Annotated in this window: 14 protein-coding genes; 7 read left to right on the top strand and 7 right to left on the bottom strand. The window is 59.2% G+C overall.

The features are described from left to right. The first annotated feature begins 104 nt into the window (after positions 1-104). Positions 105-338, top strand: a complete 234-nt coding sequence (locus AC07UC_RS35675; protein WP_494909437.1) for a Y4oE-related protein — start codon at positions 105-107, stop codon at positions 336-338. An 895-nt stretch (positions 339-1,233) separates the two neighbouring features. On the opposite strand, the gene AC07UC_RS35670 is transcribed toward AC07UC_RS35675, so the two are convergent. Next, a complete protein-coding gene (locus AC07UC_RS35670) occupies positions 1,234-2,019 on the bottom strand; it encodes an IclR family transcriptional regulator (protein WP_494909436.1) in 786 nt (261 codons plus the stop codon). Positions 2,020-2,093: 74 nt separating this feature from the next. After that, on the bottom strand, positions 2,094-4,799 hold the full coding sequence (locus AC07UC_RS35665; RefSeq protein WP_494909435.1) for a 2-oxoglutarate dehydrogenase E1 component: 2,706 nt from the start codon (positions 4,797-4,799) through the stop codon (positions 2,094-2,096). A gap of 188 nt (positions 4,800-4,987) precedes the next feature. On the opposite strand from AC07UC_RS35665, the gene AC07UC_RS35660 reads away from it, so the two are divergent. Both AC07UC_RS35660 and AC07UC_RS35655 read left to right on the top strand, forming a co-directional pair. After that, positions 4,988-6,217: a CoA transferase gene (locus AC07UC_RS35660; RefSeq protein ID WP_494909434.1), complete on the top strand. Its 1,230-nt coding sequence runs from the start codon at positions 4,988-4,990 to the stop codon at positions 6,215-6,217. Next, entirely contained in the window at positions 6,214-7,917 is a 1,704-nt protein-coding gene (locus AC07UC_RS35655) for an acyl-CoA dehydrogenase family protein (RefSeq protein ID WP_494909433.1), read from the top strand. The genes AC07UC_RS35660 and AC07UC_RS35655 overlap by 4 nt, the downstream gene beginning before the upstream one ends. On the opposite strand, the gene AC07UC_RS35650 is transcribed toward AC07UC_RS35655, so the two are convergent. The 5 genes from AC07UC_RS35650 to AC07UC_RS35630 are packed head-to-tail and all read right to left on the bottom strand — an operon-like array spanning position 7,907 to position 11,812. Then, positions 7,907-8,761 carry an HpcH/HpaI aldolase/citrate lyase family protein gene (locus AC07UC_RS35650; protein ID WP_494909432.1) on the bottom strand — a complete coding sequence of 285 codons (855 nt, stop codon included), beginning with the start codon at positions 8,759-8,761 and terminating at the stop codon, positions 7,907-7,909. The genes AC07UC_RS35655 and AC07UC_RS35650 overlap by 11 nt on opposite strands. Beyond that, on the bottom strand, positions 8,707-9,552 hold the full coding sequence (locus tag AC07UC_RS35645; RefSeq protein ID WP_494909431.1) for an HTD2 family dehydratase: 846 nt from the start codon (positions 9,550-9,552) through the stop codon (positions 8,707-8,709). The genes AC07UC_RS35650 and AC07UC_RS35645 overlap by 55 nt, the downstream gene beginning before the upstream one ends. Positions 9,553-9,576: 24 nt before the next feature. Next, a complete protein-coding gene (locus tag AC07UC_RS35640) occupies positions 9,577-10,236 on the bottom strand; it encodes an RraA family protein (RefSeq protein ID WP_494909430.1) in 660 nt (219 codons plus the stop codon). Positions 10,237-10,274: 38 nt separating this feature from the next. Then, complete coding sequence (locus AC07UC_RS35635) at positions 10,275-10,892, bottom strand: RraA family protein (RefSeq protein ID WP_494909429.1); 618 nt, start codon at positions 10,890-10,892, stop codon at positions 10,275-10,277. A 32-nt stretch (positions 10,893-10,924) separates the two neighbouring features. Further along, complete coding sequence (locus AC07UC_RS35630) at positions 10,925-11,812, bottom strand: alpha/beta hydrolase (RefSeq protein ID WP_494909428.1); 888 nt, start codon at positions 11,810-11,812, stop codon at positions 10,925-10,927. Positions 11,813-11,881: 69 nt separating this feature from the next. Between AC07UC_RS35630 and AC07UC_RS35625 the strand changes: the two genes are divergently transcribed. From AC07UC_RS35625 to AC07UC_RS35610, 4 genes are all read left to right on the top strand, one after another. Then, positions 11,882-12,091 carry a hypothetical protein gene (locus AC07UC_RS35625; RefSeq protein ID WP_494909427.1) on the top strand — a complete coding sequence of 70 codons (210 nt, stop codon included), beginning with the start codon at positions 11,882-11,884 and terminating at the stop codon, positions 12,089-12,091. 102 nt (positions 12,092-12,193) lie between these two features. After that, positions 12,194-13,210, top strand: a complete 1,017-nt coding sequence (locus AC07UC_RS35620) for a substrate-binding domain-containing protein (protein WP_494909426.1) — start codon at positions 12,194-12,196, stop codon at positions 13,208-13,210. After that, positions 13,210-14,760: a sugar ABC transporter ATP-binding protein gene (locus tag AC07UC_RS35615; protein ID WP_494909425.1), complete on the top strand. Its 1,551-nt coding sequence runs from the start codon at positions 13,210-13,212 to the stop codon at positions 14,758-14,760. The genes AC07UC_RS35620 and AC07UC_RS35615 overlap by 1 nt, the downstream gene beginning before the upstream one ends. A 15-nt stretch (positions 14,761-14,775) precedes the next feature. Beyond that, the gene (locus tag AC07UC_RS35610) at positions 14,776-16,806 is read left to right on the top strand and encodes an ABC transporter permease (RefSeq protein WP_494909424.1); all 2,031 of its coding nucleotides are present in this window, start codon (positions 14,776-14,778) and stop codon (positions 16,804-16,806) included. Positions 16,807-16,817: the final 11 nt, after the last annotated feature.

The following is a 16,817-nucleotide window of genomic DNA, read 5'->3' as shown; positions in this document are numbered from 1 at the left end:
CTGGGCACCATGCCCTGGATCGTGGCTCACTCCGCGTGGGTTCCCAACGTCCGGCCGCGCAGCGCAACGCAGCTCTCGCCGGTCCATCCGCGGGAGCCTTTGCCATGTCCAAAATCCAGGTTGATCCACTTGATGCCGGCAAGGTCGATGATGCCTTAATGGTCTGGGAAGGAGCCGATCCCGCAGCCACGCTGCAGGCAGCAGTCGATCTCTACGGTTCAAATGCCGCGACGGCCGCAGCATGGTGCGCGCTGACGGCTCACTTCGACGGGCGTCAGCGCGACTACCAGTTCTGGTGTACGATCTTTTCGGAGTTGAATGGCGGTAGCCGTCACTGAGCGGGCGCAGCAAGCTTTCGTCCGCGTACCAATGAAGGCGAAGTCCCTGAAGCGTTGCCCCCGTCAAATCTTGATCATCGCCAAGGAAGGAGCCAGCCACACTCCCCGGTTGGTGGTCGACGCAGCGATCGGATCCGCCCCGTTGCATCAAGCCGCGCCGCCAAGAGCAGCCTTGCTGCGATGTCTTTATGAACCTTGTACGAACGATATATTGCGGCCGATTTCACAACACTTCATTTGATTTTATCCGCCTGCCTGAGGAACAGTCCTCAAGCGGCGCTGGTGTCTGTTTTTCGGTAGACGGAAAGAGACCGATGCTGGTTCAGCGTTGCGGCTCTTTGTGCGGCAACAAGGAATTCGCAGGCCGTCGATCGTTGTTGTGCGCTGCTCGGTCAGCACGACGCGTAGAGGCTATGCCAGATGGGGGGCAATCAGTGGCACCGTCGACCTCAGGATCGTCCCGTTTGTCAGTCCGTGCCGCTAGGTCAATCATTCGTAGTTTGGAGCCGATGGTTTGGATGAACAATGCAAACGGGACACGCGCACTGCAACCGTCGATCTCCTTGGGCAGGTCACCACCAGTTGGCTTTCCACGCGACTGGTCCAATTTCTTACCGGCAGCGAAACAATGGCGCGTGCAATCCAACGCCACCAGCGTTGGCGAGATGGTATCGTCGTGTTGTCCGCAAAGCGCAAAGAGCAGGGGAGGTTGTCGGCGATAGTTACGGGCTCGATCTTGGCGGCTGCAAACCTTTTCGAGCGGGTCGCATGGCGCCGGCTTTTAAACTTGCTGCTTCTACCTAGTTGTCTGGAAAACGGTCGTTACCCAGACATAGTGCATGCCCGGTCAATGCAGGCCAGCAGAAGCGATCGCGGGACTAGCTGCGAGGAGTCTTCACGAGTATTCCGAGGACAACTGCGCTTTGATCTTGGCCGCTGCTGCGGTCAGTTGCGGTAGGATCTTCCCCAGCAACCGGCGTCGGTCACCTGCAATGCGGAGCACCAGACTGCTTATCGCGATATACTCGCCCGGCCTTGTGAGAATGGGGACGGCGACGGCCCATATGCGTGATTGATACACCTCATCGAGGTAATTTTCGTCGGCAAACGCGTGACCGACCCGTTTAGCCTCTTCAAGTCGCTCGGGAAGCGTCCCCAGTAAGCTCTGGTCCGTGTCCCATCGGCTACCAGAGGCTTGAGCTTTGTTGATCGCTTGTCGCCGGAGGTCCGGTGGCATGTGCGCGAGCGTTACAACGCCGACGCCTGTGGCGACCATTGGTATGCGGGCACCGACTCGCCCGGGAATTGAGAGGCCAAGGGCAGCCCTGTTTGAATAGGCTATTACCATCGCGTCATCGTCGAATACAGCGAGGTTCGACGGCCAGCCGATCTCCATGTGCAACTGATCAACGATCGGAGTAGCGATTTCGATCAATCTCAAATGGGGGTCATAGCCCCGGCTAAGTGCCAGCGTGCGGCCGGTCACTTTGAAAACAGGACTATCGGGAGCCCGATGAGCGTAACCTGCATCTACAAGCGTTTCGACCAACCGCACGACTGTTGGCTGCGGCAGTCCGCAGATGGATGCGATTTGCGAAACGCTCACCGGGCCATTTTCACTTATGGCCCGCAGGACTGCTAAGCCACGTTGAATAGACCGGACTGGTTCAAACGAGGACATGAGGAAGCTGTCTGATGATGCGTCAAAACCTAACCGACGGGCAATCCTTAGAACATGGCATGCTCAGGGTCCAGTTATTCGGCAGCGGCCTGGGCATGGGCTGCGGCTTCAAAAGCATTCTCGATGATCTTAGCCTGTTCGATCTCGTGCCTGTCGATGGAACCGCCCGCAGCGGCCGCCATTGGAGGACGCCCGACATAGGTCAGATGTATCGGGTTTGGCTGCTCGAGCATCAGGTCACGCACATACGACCACGCACCTTGATTGCGGGGTTCTTCCTGGCACCAAATGACGCGGGATACGCCAGCCGACTTCATGACATCAAGAAGTTGGGCTTGCGGGAACGGGTAGAGCTGCTCGATCCGGACAAGCGCGGTGTCATTGATCTTTTCCTGGATCATGTGCTTCCGCAGGCCGTAGTAGATTTTCCCCGAGCACAGGATCATGTGTCGGCATTTTTTGGCTGAAGGCACCTCCGCTATGACCGGCAGGAAGGAGGAACCTTCACTGATATCGTTCAGGTGTGAGACGCATTCCGGAAGCCGCAGCAAGGATTTGGCAGCGACCAGGAACAGCGGCTTGCGCACCGGGCTGCAAATTTGCCGGCGGTAGAGGTGGAACAGGTTTGCAGGCGTCGTCGGATTGGCAACGATCAAGTTGCCGCCTGCGCATCCCTGGAGAATACGCTCGAGCCGGGCCGAGGAATGATCGGGGCCTTGGCCTTCAAGGCCGTGGGGTAGTGAAATCACAATGTTGGAGGCCATGCGCCATTTGGATTCGGCCGTGACGATGAACTGATCGACCACGACCTGGGCGCCGTTTAGAAAGTCCCCGAATTGCGCTTCCCAGATAGTAAGTTGCTTGGGATTGGCGAGGCTTACTCCATATTCAAAACTGAGGACGCCATATTCTGAGAGCGGGGAGTTAACGGCGGAAAAGCGCGCGCCTGACGCGGCGAGCGGCGCCAGTGGCATGATATTTTTACCGCTGCGGGTGTCGTGAACAGCCAGGTGGCGTTGGGTGAATGTACCCCGCACGCTGTCCTGACCACTAAGCCTTACGGAAATGCCCGCATCGAGCAGCGTGGCAAATGCAAGGGCTTCTGCCGTAGCGATGTTGAAGCCTTTGTCGCTCTCGATCGAATCGAGGCGGTTTTTTAGAAAATTCAGAACCTTGCGATCAGGAAGGATATCGTCTGAAAGCGTCGATATTTTCTGTGCGAGGTCAAGAATAGAATCTTTTGAAACGCCTGTTTCGGCGGTAAAGGGCGCTGGTCCGGAGGGCTGTGGTTCGGTGAAAATATCGGTTTGCGACGACGCTTGGTTGGGGCGGATCGAGTCGAATGTTTCATAAGCCTGTTCCAGCGCGGTTTGGAACACAGCACGGTGCGATTCAGCAGCAGCGACGGCATCCGGGGCGATCCCGGCCACTTCTTCAGAAAAACTCTTTCGGATGCTCGGCTTCTGATCGATGGCTTGCCAGATGGTCGGTTGGGTGAAACGCGGCTCATCAAGCTCGTTATGACCGTTGCGCCGATAGCATACGAGGTTGATGATGATGTCCCGTCCCGTGTGGTAGCGCCAGGCGGCAGCGACCCGCGCAACGGCGGCGGCTCTCACCGGGTTATCGCCGTTGACGTGCAGGATCGGTATACCGAAGGCCTTGCCGATATCGCTCGGATGGGGCGATGACCGACCTTCCGACGGCAGGGTGGTAAACCCGATCTGATTGTTGACAACCAGATGAATGCTCCCACCGACGCTGTATCCCTCGAGGCCGCTCAACTGCAGCATCTCCCATACCAGACCTTGGCCGGAGAAGGCCGCGTCCGTGTGCATGAGCAGAGGGAGAATGTTTGATGTCGCCGTGCCCCTGTCGGCGTAGATGTCTTGGTGGGCGCGAGCAGCACCTACGGCCACGGGCGCCACAACTATCAAATGGGATGGATGGGGGAGCAGGCGGACGTCGATGGTGCCTGCGCCGGTCTCCACGCTTGCAGCCAAGCCGTTGTGGTACGGGACGTCGCCCGTGAAGGCCTCGTCGCCTTCGGTGATATCGCGCCCCTTGATCTCGGCGATCAGGGCAGGCAGCGATTTTCCGAGCACGGTTGCGAGCATCGCGAGCCTGCCGCGATGCATTCCTCCGATAATAACCTTGCTGCAGCCGAGTTCCGCCGCAGACCGGAACGCTTCGTGGACGATGACCGTGGCCGCCTCGGCGCCTTCGATGCCAAACCGCTTTTTTGTAGGCCATTTCGTTTTGATGAAGAGTTCAAACTCATCGGCAAGAAGGATGGCCTGAAGCGTGCGCTCGAGTGCTCCCTTATCGGGGGTCGCGCGCATTTCGCGCTCAAAACAGGTGTAGATCCAATCGCGTTCTTCAGAGTCGGCAACGTGCACCGCCTCGATCGCTGCGTCTCCGCAATAAACGCCTGACAGCAGCGCAATGATATCGGAGGTCGGTCCCTCAAGCGGTTGTCCTGCGACGCTGACCGTGGCGATCTCGACAGCATCGACGGCGCTCAAGCGCTCGGTCAGGTCGGTTGTCGCCGGTGCGACGACCAGGTTGAGCGGATCCAAGGTCGCGTGGATATGGCCAAAGCGCTGGAATAGGTCGCGGATGAGCCCACCCAGCTCGGAAGGAGAGCGTTGCGAAGGCGCCGCGCCAAACTCAGTTTCGAGTTTGAGACGCCAATCTGCAGGCACGGATCCCGGATCTCTGAGGTAGCGGGAATAGAGATCGAGAAAGTAGGAGCTTTCACCGCTCAAGGGAAAGGTCATGCGCATAGCTCGGTCGGATCGAGGAATTCATCTGGCCGGGGTTTGCAGCAGCGCATTTCAATTGTCAGGTGTTTATGGAATTAAAATTCACCTGATGAATAAACGCCCTGCGATTCCTTGAAGTGCCGGCGATAAGCGCATCTACCTGCCGGCGCTTTTAATCCTCAACAACTGCACCAGGGGCTGACATGTACGGTCTACTCAACGGCGTCAGGGTCATAGAAGGTGCGTCGTTCATTGCGGCTCCCTATTGCGCCCTTAGCCTCGCTCAGCTGGGAGCGGAGGTGATCAGGTTCGATGCTATTGGGGGCGGCCCTGATTTCAATCGCTGGCCACGATCCGAACACGGCGCGAGCTTCTATTGGGAAGGCCTCAACAAGTCGAAAAAGTCGATCGCCATCAATCTCGCCGATCCCAAGGGCCGGGAACTTGCAGCCGACATCATCACTGCGCCAGGCGAAAACGCGGGACTTTTCGTGACCAATTATCCTGCCGAAGGGTTCCTCGCACACGAAAAGCTGGTGGCAAAGCGGCTCGACCTGATCACCGCGCGGATTATGGGTCGACCGGACGGCAGCAATGCCGTCGACTATACGATCAATTGCGCCACTGGTCTGCCTTTGATGACTGGTCCGGTGGACCGGGCGGAACAGCCAGTGAACCATGTGCTTCCGGCCTGGGATCTCCTTGCAGGATCGACGGCTGCCACCGCAATGCTTGCGGCCTGGATGGTCAGGTCGCTTCACGGACTGGGAGAGGAAATCCGCATTCCGCTCAGCGACATTGCGGCGGCAACCCTCGGAACGCTCGGGCAGGTCGCGGAAGTCACCGCTTCCGGCAAGGACCGGCCGAAAATGGGGAATGATCTCTTTGGTGCCTTCGGCCGCGACTTTGAAACCGCTGACGGCAAACGCATCATGGTCGTGGGCCTGACGTCGCGACAGTGGCTGGGACTGATAAAGGCGCTCCGTTTAGAACATGAGATTTTGGCGCTGGAGTCCGAACTGGGGACATCGCTCGCTGATGACGAAGGAGTCCGGTTCCTCCATCGCGGTCGGCTCAACTCCCTGATAGGCGCCGCCATCCTCAAGGAAACGTTCAGCAGCGTGTCGGAGCGGCTTGATGCTGCCGGGGCCTGCTGGGGTCCCTACAAGTCCCTATCCGAGGCTCTGGTTACCGATCCGATGTTCGTCGGCAACCCGTTGTTCCGAGATGTGGCCCATCCCAGTGGGCAGTCTTATGCGACACCAGGATACCCGGCGACATTCCGCAGCTTGCCCCGGGGAGAGCCGCTGAGTGCCCCACGGCTCGGAGAACATACCGAGGAAGTTCTCGCCAGTGTCTTGCGGCTACCGGAGCACACGATCGCCGCGCTTCACGACGAAGGTGTGGTCCAAAGCGCAGGAGCAATCCGTTGACCTCTTCTCAGAACGCCATTGTGTCTTTCACTACTCACCTGCGGGGCCATGAGCTTCTCGCCTTGGCACAGCAGGCCGTAATTTCCTGCGAGCGGTATATTGAATTTGTTCGCACCTCGATGCTCGCCCTGGTAGCGCCGGGCGGTCGGGTGGACCCGGCTGCCGTTGATGAGCACCAGCACGCAGCTCACGGATATGCGTGGGCCGCCACGACTGTGGCAGCCTTGCGCGCAACGGCTGCTTGGGGCGCGCGGTTACAGTCTCTAAACAAGCTTCAGAGGATTGACGAACTCGTCATCGCGATCGGCTTTGGAGAATACCTGTCGCAGTTGCTCGGCGGCATACCGATGAGCCAGAATGAGATTGTGAGGCCAATCGAGATTGGCGGAGCCGACGCTGCGGCTGAACTGGCGGGCGATGATGCGGTCATGGGGTTCGTTCGATACGGGAATGTGCCCCAATTGCGCGCCGAGTTGATCGAGCTGGCCAGACAGGGTCATGCGGCCAGCGAAAGCTTTGGCGACGACGACCTCGACATGATCCGCCAGGAGATGCGCCGTTTCGCCAACGATGTGGTCCTGCCGCGTTGCCATAGCTGGCACTTGAAGGATGAGCTGATCCCTGACGACGTTGTGGCCCAGATGGCTGATCTTGGCGTGTTTGGGATCTGCATCGACCCGGCCTATGGCGGGCTTGGGCTTGGTAAGCTTGCCATGTGCATCGTTACTGAGGAACTCAGCCGCGCATGGATCGCCGCTGGCTCGCTCGGCACACGGTCGGAGATTGCGGGCGAGCTGATCGCGAGCGCCGGGAGCGATGCGCAAAAGGACCGGTGGCTCTCGCGGATCGCTTCTGGCGAGGTCCTACCGACGGCGGTCTTCACTGAACCGGACACCGGTTCAGATTTGGCGAGCCTCCGGACGAGAGCCGTCAAGGACCAAGGCGGCCACTGGAGCGTAACCGGCAACAAAACCTGGATCACGCACGCGTCGCGCAGCGATCTGATGACGGTCCTGGTGCGCACCGATGCCCGCACGTCGAACCATGACGGCCTCTCGATGCTGATTGCTGAAAAGCCCCGTGGAACGCGCGACGATCCTTTTCCGGCGCAAGGCATGAGCGGCGGCGAAATCGAAGTTCTCGGCTACCGCGGCATGCGGGAATACGATGTTGCGTTTGACAGTTTCCAAGTACCTGCAGGCGGCTTGCTGGGAGGCGTCGAGGGGCAGGGCTTCCGCCAACTGATGCGAACCTTTGAAGGTGCCCGCATCCAGACCGCGGCCCGCGCCGTCGGTGTAGCGAGACGTGCTTATGAGCTCGGGCTCAGCTATGCAACCGAACGGCAGCAATTCGGCCGTCCCATCATCGCGTTCCCGCGCGTCTCGGACAAACTGGCTATGATGCTTACCGAGATCGTTATGGGTCGGGAAATGACTTATTTCGCCGCCCGGCAGAAGGACCGGGGCACACGGTGTGACATTGAGGCGGGCATGGCAAAGCTTATCGCGGCCCGCATCGCCTGGTCGTCGGCCGACACTGCTTTGCAGATCCACGGCGGCAACGGCTATGCCCTCGAATACGAGATTTCGCGTGTCCTCTGCGATGCCCGAATCCTGAACATTTTTGAGGGTGCGGCCGAGATACAAGCTCAGGTGATTGCACGAGGGCTTTTACAGCAGCAGGCTGCCGTCACCCCTTAGCAGCCGCGACGTGACGCAGCATGGCGCGTGCACGGATGCGCACCGGCTCGTCAACCATAGCACCATCGACCGCTGCGGCTCCTTCGCCTGACGCGATAACGGCTTCGGCCCATCGAATTTCGGCCTCTGTGGGCAAGAGTCCTTGCCGAATGCTTTCGACTTGGCGTGGATGGATGCACAGTTTGCCGCCGAAACCCAGCTCCTTGGCATGCCTGGCATCGCTTTCACACAATGCAGGATCGCTAAGGCTCGTGGTGACGCCATCCACAGGCGGGGCCAGCCCCGTCAGTCTCGATGCGAGGACCAACTCGCTCCGCGCGAACAAAAGCGCCTCCCTGGTATGCGCACTGCCTATATCCGCACAGAAATCGATCGATCCGAAGATCAGCCTTTTTACAAAGGGTAGCGCGGCAATTGCGCGGCACTCCGACAGACCTTTAGCCGATTCAATCAGGGCAAGGACAGGCAAAGGCGTCAACGCCTCGATGTTGAGAACAAAGTCATTCAACTCGGCTTTGGGTACGACGATGCCAGCGGCTCCAACGCGGGCCGCGGCAGAAAGATCCTCCTCCCAGTAGGACGTCCCGGGTGCGTTCACCCGGATGAATACGGGAAGCGTCGTGAAATCAGTGCTCAGCTGGGCCCGAGCAGCGACCTTGTCGTCGGTTGCCACCGCATCTTCGAGATCCAGAATAATGGCGTCTGCCCCGGATTGCGCGGCCTTGAGGAACCGTTCTGGGCGATTTCCCGGCACGAAGAGCGGAACGGAAAAGCTGTCGAACACCTGGATTACCACTCGGCGCTGGCCGTCATGGCGCTCGGGCCATGATCCCGGCTTGTCCATAGCGAGAGATGCCCAGGTTCCTCGGATGCGTTCAGGCTGAACGCCTGAGTATCAAACAAGGGCGAACCACTACGAAAACTGAACTTGCGCGGCGTGCGACCTCGAACGTCGATGGCGAGATGGAGCAGCAACGTGGCCTGGAGTGGCCCGTGCACCACCAGGCCGGGATAGCCTTCACGTTCGGTGGCATAGCGCCGGTCGTAGTGGATCCGATGCGAGTTGAATGTGAGGGCCGAGTAGCGAAAGAGCATCGTCTCCGATGGCATGATGCTTCGCACGATCTGACCCCGCGGCGCATCGGGAGCGGTATTGGGCGTGCTGGTGCCTTCAAGCTGCCTGTAGACGATTTCCTGGCGCTCTTCGATCGCCGGAGTACCGTCACCAAGGATCGTGTGATCCACGGAGACAAAACACAACTTTCCGCTGCGCCCCTCTTTGAGCACCACATCGGCAATTCGTGAGCGGCGTTCGACCAGTTGCCCAATGTGCAAGGGGTTTGCAAAGGTCAGCTGCCCGCCGGCCCACATGCGACGCGGAAAAGGTGAGGGCAAGAAAGTGCTGCTTGCCGGATGTCCGTCTTCCCTGAGATCGGAGGTGGGGACCACATTGGGAGCGACGCAGAAATGAATCGCAGCGGGGGCAGGGTCACCTGTCTGCGGTTTGCCCGCAATATTGAAGGACGCGTTGAAACGTTCAACAAGCTCTGGCGTGATCTGGCCGAAGCCCGATTGGGTCATGCCGATAAACGATTTCAACGCGTCCTCGTCGACGCTGGTGTCTTGGGAGGTCATTCAGCGTTCCGATTCCGTGTGAGGTCAGGCGTGGCGAAGGCTCGAGGCCGTGGCGGCGAAACTTGCCCCTGCCCGGATTTTAACCGCGAAAGCTTCATCACGCTTGTCCAGCGCTTCTGCGGTCGCCAGGACACGTTCGATGCTGTCGCGAGGTATCGATACGATCCCTGTATTGTCGGCAACTAGCAGGTCGCCCTCGCGTACGCAGACACCGCCGCAGGTGACCGGCTCGCCGCGAGACACAATGCGCAGGCGCCCCTTGCCGGTCCGGGGGGTTACGGTCCGGCTTGCCACCGTGATGCCTATTCGCTCGATTTCCTCGATATCCCGACACCCGCCGTCTATGACGGCGCCCTTTGCCTTGCGCATCACGACTGTCAGGGCGGCCAGCCCGCCGAATGTTGACACGTCTGCAGAGTTCATGTCGACGACGAGGAACGTGTTTTCGGCTGTACCATCAAACGCGGTACCGACGGCGAAATCGTCAAAGTCAAAGCTGCCGAAAGGCGCCACCTGCTGGAGCATAGTCTGGGCAAATCCCGCAACACGGCCGGTTCCGCTGCGGCGCGTGATTCCCGATAAGACGCCGGCTATTCCGTGGGCGTCGAGTGCGTCGCCAAGTGTGGCCGTGGCCAAAGCTTCGGCGCGACCGAGGATTTCAAGCGGATTGTCGTGGTTTTCCATACCTGCCCGTCCTTATTTCGATCCATGCCGCCAATCGACTAAACTGGGCCAGCGCCCTTTCGAATCGACTTGGCTTGAGAAATGTCCCGTTTCTCCACGGCTTCCGCGCTTTCGAGGACTTGGTCGACGCGGTCTGAAGGAACCACCGCAACACCCGTGTCGTCGAGCACGATCAGGTCGCCGTCCCGGACGATCACGTCGCCACAGAGGATCGGTTGCCCTCTAGATGCTATGCTCATGCGGCCCCGGCCACTGCGGGGCGTGACATGGCGGCTTGCGACGCTAAGGCCGCTGGTTCGCAACTCCTCAATATCCCGGCAAGCCCCGTCGATGACGACGCCGGCGGCCCCCCGCTTGAATGCGGTCAGAGCTGCCAGCCCACCAAACGACGAGACATCTGCGCCACCGAGGTTGATGACGAGGACCGTTCCGGCCTCCAAAGCGTCGAAGATCGGAAACACTTTGAAATCAAGCGGGCTATACATGCCGTAAGGTCCGATGCGGCAATCCACCGTGCGGGCAAATCCGGCAACCCGCCCTTCGCCAGAGCGGCGGGAAATGCCGCTCATGACCCCCGATACGCCCAAGATATCGAGGACGTCGCTAAACGTAGCGGTAGCGATGCGAGCCGCGCGCGAGAGGACTTGCTGATCCAAGGGTTTGCTCCTGATGCAATCGCTGGAGCGCTTCAGCGGCCGGTATATTTGTTCATGAAAGCCGCCATCCGCTTCACCGCAGCTGCAGCCTCGGGCGACCCGCTTGCCAGAGCCGGGAACGAGTGAATGGCACCCGGCACGGACTGGAAGGCGAACTCGGCGCCCGCCTCCTTCAGCTTGCTCACGAGCCTGGTGCTGTCGGAGTAGAGGACGTCTCGCTCGCCGGCTTCGATGTGGAGAGGGGGCAGGCCAGCGACGTCGGCATAGAGGGCCGAGGCCAGCGGATGACGCGGATCGGCACCACCGAGAAAGCGCGTGGCCATCGAACGGGCGGATTCTTCCGTGGTGAGAGGGTCGCCCGTCTCAGGCTTCATCGTTTCACCTTTGAGCTCCAAATCGGTCCACGGTGACATCGGCAACCCGCAGGCAGGCATTGGGAGCTTGCGATCGCGCAGCAGCATCAAGACCGACAGGACGAGTGCGCCGCCTGCTGAATCACCGACCAAAGCGATGTTCTTTGCCTTTACACCCGTGCCAAGGAGCCACAGATAGCCAGCCACGCAGTCCTCGACGGCCGTTGGGAACGGAAATTCCGGTCCAAGCCGGTAGCCGAAGGCCAGACCTTTGAACTTGGATTCCCGGGCCAGTGTTCCATTGAACTGGCGCCACATCCACGGTTCGCCGCAGATGTAACCGCCACCATGGTAATAGAAGAAGATGCGGTCATCGCGTGAAGCGTCGGTCCAGACCCACTCGGAGTCACCGGCGCCTAAACCCCCGCAGTCGACGGGCTGCGAATGAATATCCTTGTCTACAGCGACTTGACTCCAGACCTTGTTGTAGTGGGCGCGTTGCCCCTTCACGTCGAGCGGGAAGTCAGTGATCGAATCGATGACATCCTGCATTTCGCGACTGACCATGAATTCCTCCCGTATGGATTGTCGACAAAAATGTTCGCGTTTGTGTTAACACATACGGGAGGGTTATCGTTGATGTCAACGGGCGGGTCGAAAATCGCTCTTGACAAAATTTCCAAAAAGCTGACGGTATGGGTCGCCGACGACATTGTCGACAATTTCTGTGACAATATCGTCGGCGATGGTCGCGAGGAGCTTTCCTCGATGGGCCGGGAGGATCAACAGTCGTCCTGCCGCTGCTTAAGGCACGCGCGGGCCGACCCTGAGCATTGGGAGGAATGAGTGTCCAAAATTTCTAAGGGGTTTTTCGGTCTAGCGCTTGCAGCCGGTCTGGCACTGGCAGGAAACGCCGCAGCTGCGGAAAAGTATAAGATCTTCCTGAGCATGAGCTATATCGGGAACGATTGGCAGGCTGAATCAAGCAACATGATCCGCGCCATGGCGAATTCGAAGGCGCTGAAGGACAAGGTCAATCTCGAAGTCCAGGTCGCGGGCCCAAATGCTCAGAAGCAGATCCAGCAGATCAACGCCATGGTCCAGGCCGGCGCCAAGGCCATCCTGGTGTTCCCGATCTCGCCGACGGCCCTGAACCCCGTGGTGAAGTCGGCCTGCGCCAAGGGCGTTAAGGTCTTCGCGTACGAATCCGTCATCACTGAGCCCTGTGCCTACAACGTCTCGATCGACAACAAGGAATATGGCCGGGTTCTGGGTGACTGGATCGCCAAATCGATCGGTGGCAAGGGCAACATCGTTTACATCAACGGTGTGCCAGGCGTCTCAGCCGAGGTGGATCGCACTGAAGGCGTGAAGGAAGCGCTGGCGAAATATCCGGACGTCAAGATCATCGCGCAAGCACCTGGCATGTGGAGCGAGTCCGTGGCGCGCGCCGAAATGACGAAGATCCTGGCCTCGCACAAATGGGATGAGATCGACGCCGTTCTTGCGCAGCTCGGCTGTTATTCGATCAACGAGCTCCAGCTGGAATCCGGCATCAAGCCCGAAAAGCTCAAGCCATGCGCCGGCGAAGCGGGCAACGGCAATCTTGTCCAAATGCTGCCCGTCGGCACCGACGTTCCAGGGGCTAATGGCAATTACACGCCGCTCGGCGCCAACGACTACTCGACGTTCGCACCGGCTTCGACGGGCGCCTACACCCTGAAGCTTGCGGTTCAGGCTCTTGAGGGCAAGGATATCCCGCACAACATCGTCATCAAGCCGATCGACATCACCCGCGACAAGGTCAAGCTCTGCAAAACCGGCTCGTGGGAGGAGATGAAGGGCGGATGCAACACCTTCCTGCCCGAAATCGTTCCGAATCCCGGCTGGTATCCTGCCGTGTTCAACGAACATACGCCTGAGGTCGGCCTCAATGCCGCACTGACCGGCCAGCCGGAAGAGTAATGCAGGTGATGTCGGTACCCGGGTCTCTGCCGATGGACCAATCCGCAATCTGCGTCGACTCCATCAGTAAGTCGTTCGGACCGACGAAGGCGCTTACCGGTGCCAGTTTCGACGTGCCGAGGGGGAGCGTTCACGCGCTGCTGGGCGAAAACGGTGCGGGCAAATCAACGCTTATCAAGATCATAAGCGGAATCATGCAGCCTACGAGCGGGACCATTAAAGTGGCTGGGAACCAGGTTGAGCTTCCCAGCCGTCAGGTTGCGCACGCCCTCGGCATTTCGACGGCTTTCCAAGAACTGACCATGGTCAAGGATTTGACCGTGGCACAAAACATGCTCATGCCTTACGAGCCGCGCAACATGTTCGGCCAACTAAGGCGGCGCGCGGCCGAACAGGCCGTGGAAGCGCACCTGGCGGCACTCGATATCAAAGGGATATCGCCCAGCGCCGAGGTCGGGAAACTGTCGTTGCCGCAGCGTCAGAAGCTGGAGATCGCCCGTGCGGTTCTCGGCAAACCAAGTGTGTTGCTGTTGGACGAGCCGACATCCGCGCTTTCCGGGCCTGACATCGATTGGCTCGGACAGATCATCGATCGTCAGAAGAGCGCCGGCACGGCGGTGCTGTTTATCAGCCACAGATTGTCGGAAGTTCGTCAATATTGTGATGACATCACCATCCTTCGGAATGGGAAAAGCGTTGGCACGTTTGCCAGTGACGAAATTGAAGACGAGAAGGTCATAGAACTTATTATCGGACGATCCCTGGACGCGATGTTTCCACCAAAGGTGGAGCGGAAGGACAACGCGTCGCCGATGCTCCTGTCGGTGCGCAATATGACGTCGGGCAAAGCCACAGACATAAGCTTCTCGATCAACGCCGGCGAGATTGTGGGCGTAGCAGCCCTGCAGGGCATGGGTCAGCTTGACCTGTTTCGCGCGCTGGCAGGAGACATGGCCGCTGAAAGCGGTCAGATCGAGGTCGGCGGCAAGACGGTGGCATTCAGATCTCCGCGTGACGCCATTGATTGCAACATCGGCGTGAGTTTCCTCCCTGAGGAGCGGAAGACGGAGGCCCTCTTCCTGAAACTCGACGGGACATTCAACTCGACGCTTCCGATTCTCAACCGCATTTCCCGGTATGGAATTCCAAAGCAGGGGCTTGAGCGATCGATCGTTGCGCGTGCCTTTGACACTGTTCAGGTAACGGGCCGCGCCATGGCATCCCCCATGTCGGATTTCAGCGGCGGAAATCAGCAGAAGGTGGTCATGGCCAAGTGGCTGTTGGCCGACAGCAAGCTGATGCTGCTGTTCGATCCGACGCGCGGGGTCGATGTGGGAACGAAATACGAAATCTACGTGCTGCTTCAGAACTATGTTCGGCAAGGTGGCGGCATGCTCATGTATTCCACGGAAATCGACGAGCTTCTCAATCTCTGCGACCGCATTCTCGTAATGTATGCCGGCAAGATCGTGAAAATAGTTGAATCCAAGGGCCACCCGATCTCCGAAACCGAAGTGATGCGGGCCGCCCTCGGCGCGAGCATAAGCTGAAGTACCGAGGCTGAAATGTCCCAAAACCTTGCACTGAGCCAGATGGCAACGATGTCCTCACGGCGTCCCCCGATCCCCAGAGACCTCAAGCGCCTTGGCATACCGCTGGCGGTATTCCTGGTCATGTACGCGTGTGTGATTTGGCTGTCGGTTGCCCCGTTGGCGTACTTCGATTACCAGTACATTTCCTCCGGTGGTCTGACCCTTGCCATCGCGGCGATGGGCGCGACAATCGTCATCATCAGCGGCGGCTTTGACCTGAGCGTCGGCGCCGTCGTAAGCCTGGTCAACGTTGTCGTCGCAACCAGCTTGAGGGATTCGGGATACTCCCAGGGCGCGGTAGGCGTGCTCGGAATAGCACTTGGCGCAGCTGTTGGAGCCGTGAATGGCTTTTTCGTCGCCTATATGCGCCTGCAATCGATTGTGGTGACCTTGGCTACCCTTTTCATCGTCGGTGGTTTCTCACTCCTGTGGCTTAACAATCCTGGCGGCACGGTTCCCGAGGGGTTTTCCGGCTTCTTTGTAGGAAGTGCCATCGACGGAATGCTTCCTGCGGCCGTCGTCGTGCTGGGGGCGGCGGCGGTATGCTGGCTGTTGCTGAAGAACACCCGGTTTGGCACCTCCTTGTATGCGATTGGCAGCGACGAGGACTCCGCAGCCTATTCTGGCATCGCCGTCAAACGCACGAAGTTCTTCGCTTACGTCATCGCAGGTGCATTTTATGGATTGGCAGGGCTGGTCGTGACGGCCGAGACGTCGACGGGAGACCCTTTGGTTGGCCAGTCGCTGCTGCTCGAGACGTTTGCGGCGGTGGTTCTCGGCGGTACGCTTCTGGGCGGCGGGCGAGGGGGCTGCATCGGAACGATCCTCGGAGCTTATAGCCTGATCCTGATCACGAATATCTTGCTGGTGCTCAATGTACCGGCCTTCTATTCGACGATTGTCCAAAGCGGCGTTCTTCTGCTTGCCGCCGTCGGGTTGGGTCTCGGCTCATTCGGGGAAAGTGTCCGCTGGCTGAGATCAAGCCTTGCTCTGCCCAAGCCGTCAAAATCGGTAAGCATCGCCGGATTGCCGAGCACCCTGGCGCCGAGCGAGTTGAGCTGGTACCAGCGCAACAAGGCGACACTCTCCTACATCATTCCCTCCTACGTCATTTTTGTGCTCGTCGTCGTGGTGACGGCGATCGAATTCAAGGGGATCGACGTCACCTACGTCAACTCGCTGCTGCTACTCAGCGCGTTCCTTGTAGTCCTCGCCTTGGGCCAAGGCTCGGTCATCCTTACAGGCGGGCTCGACCTTTCGGTCCCGTGGACCATTACACTCTGCGGCATCCTGATCGGTGAACTGTCCTATGGCAGAAACGAAGCTGCCCTTTGGGCAATCCCGGCGGTTCTCTGCATCGGTATCGTGATCGGCGCCGCCAACGGGTTCGCGATTGTTTTTTTCAGGCTCCCCGCGATCGTCGTGACACTTGCCATGAACGGCATCCTGCAAGGTGTCAGCCTCGTCTATACGCAAGGCACCCTTTCTGGCTTTGTTCCGGCATTCGTAAAGTGGTTCATGACGGAGTCGTCCCTGGGGGTCGTTCCGGTTGTCCCGTTCATCGTCGTCTTTGCAGCGTTCGGTATATTCCTACTCGGTCGTACAACTTTCGGAAGACGCCTCTATGCGGTCGGCAATAGCCCCCGTGTTGCCCATTTGTCGGGAGTGAACGTCGGCAAGACGCTGATCAGCGTCTACGCGCTCAGCGGGTTCTGCTCCGCGCTTGTGGGGATCATGCTGGCCGGCTTCTCCGGACGCGCCATCCTCGGCATGGGAGATCAATTCCTGCTGCCTTCGATCGCGGTCGTGGTCATTGGCGGAACATTGATAACTGGCGGGCGTGGTCGGTACATTGGCATGCTAGGCGGTGTGCTGCTGCTTGTGTCCCTCCAGATCCTCTTGGCGGGAACGACGCTACCGGACGCGTTGCGCCAGATATTCTTTGGCTTGGTGGTGCTGGCAGCTGTCGTGACGCTTCGAGAGCGTTCGGCATTGTCGCAATGACGGTCGCCTAA

It is taken from the genome of Mesorhizobium sp. GW821-FHT04C10, from assembly GCF_059420305.1.
This window is presented reverse-complemented; position numbering and strand designations above follow the sequence as displayed.

Bases quoted from the DNA above. Each gene is read 5' to 3' on its own strand.
- AC07UC_RS35610 (WP_494909424.1), top strand. From the start codon at position 14,776: ATGTCCCAAAACCTTGCACTGAGCCAGATGGCAACGATGTCCTCACGG.
- AC07UC_RS35630 (WP_494909428.1), bottom strand. From the start codon at position 11,812: ATGGTCAGTCGCGAAATGCAGGATGTCATCGATTCGATCACTGACTTC.
- AC07UC_RS35660 (WP_494909434.1), top strand. From the start codon at position 4,988: ATGTACGGTCTACTCAACGGCGTCAGGGTCATAGAAGGTGCGTCGTTC.
- AC07UC_RS35620 (WP_494909426.1), top strand. From the start codon at position 12,194: ATGAGCTATATCGGGAACGATTGGCAGGCTGAATCAAGCAACATGATC.
- AC07UC_RS35670 (WP_494909436.1), bottom strand. From the start codon at position 2,019: ATGTCCTCGTTTGAACCAGTCCGGTCTATTCAACGTGGCTTAGCAGTC.
- AC07UC_RS35650 (WP_494909432.1), bottom strand. From the start codon at position 8,761: ATGGACAAGCCGGGATCATGGCCCGAGCGCCATGACGGCCAGCGCCGA.
- AC07UC_RS35675 (WP_494909437.1), top strand. From the start codon at position 105: ATGTCCAAAATCCAGGTTGATCCACTTGATGCCGGCAAGGTCGATGAT.
- AC07UC_RS35615 (WP_494909425.1), top strand. From the start codon at position 13,210: ATGCAGGTGATGTCGGTACCCGGGTCTCTGCCGATGGACCAATCCGCA.
- AC07UC_RS35640 (WP_494909430.1), bottom strand. From the start codon at position 10,236: ATGGAAAACCACGACAATCCGCTTGAAATCCTCGGTCGCGCCGAAGCT.
- AC07UC_RS35665 (WP_494909435.1), bottom strand. From the start codon at position 4,799: ATGACCTTTCCCTTGAGCGGTGAAAGCTCCTACTTTCTCGATCTCTAT.
- AC07UC_RS35645 (WP_494909431.1), bottom strand. From the start codon at position 9,552: ATGACCTCCCAAGACACCAGCGTCGACGAGGACGCGTTGAAATCGTTT.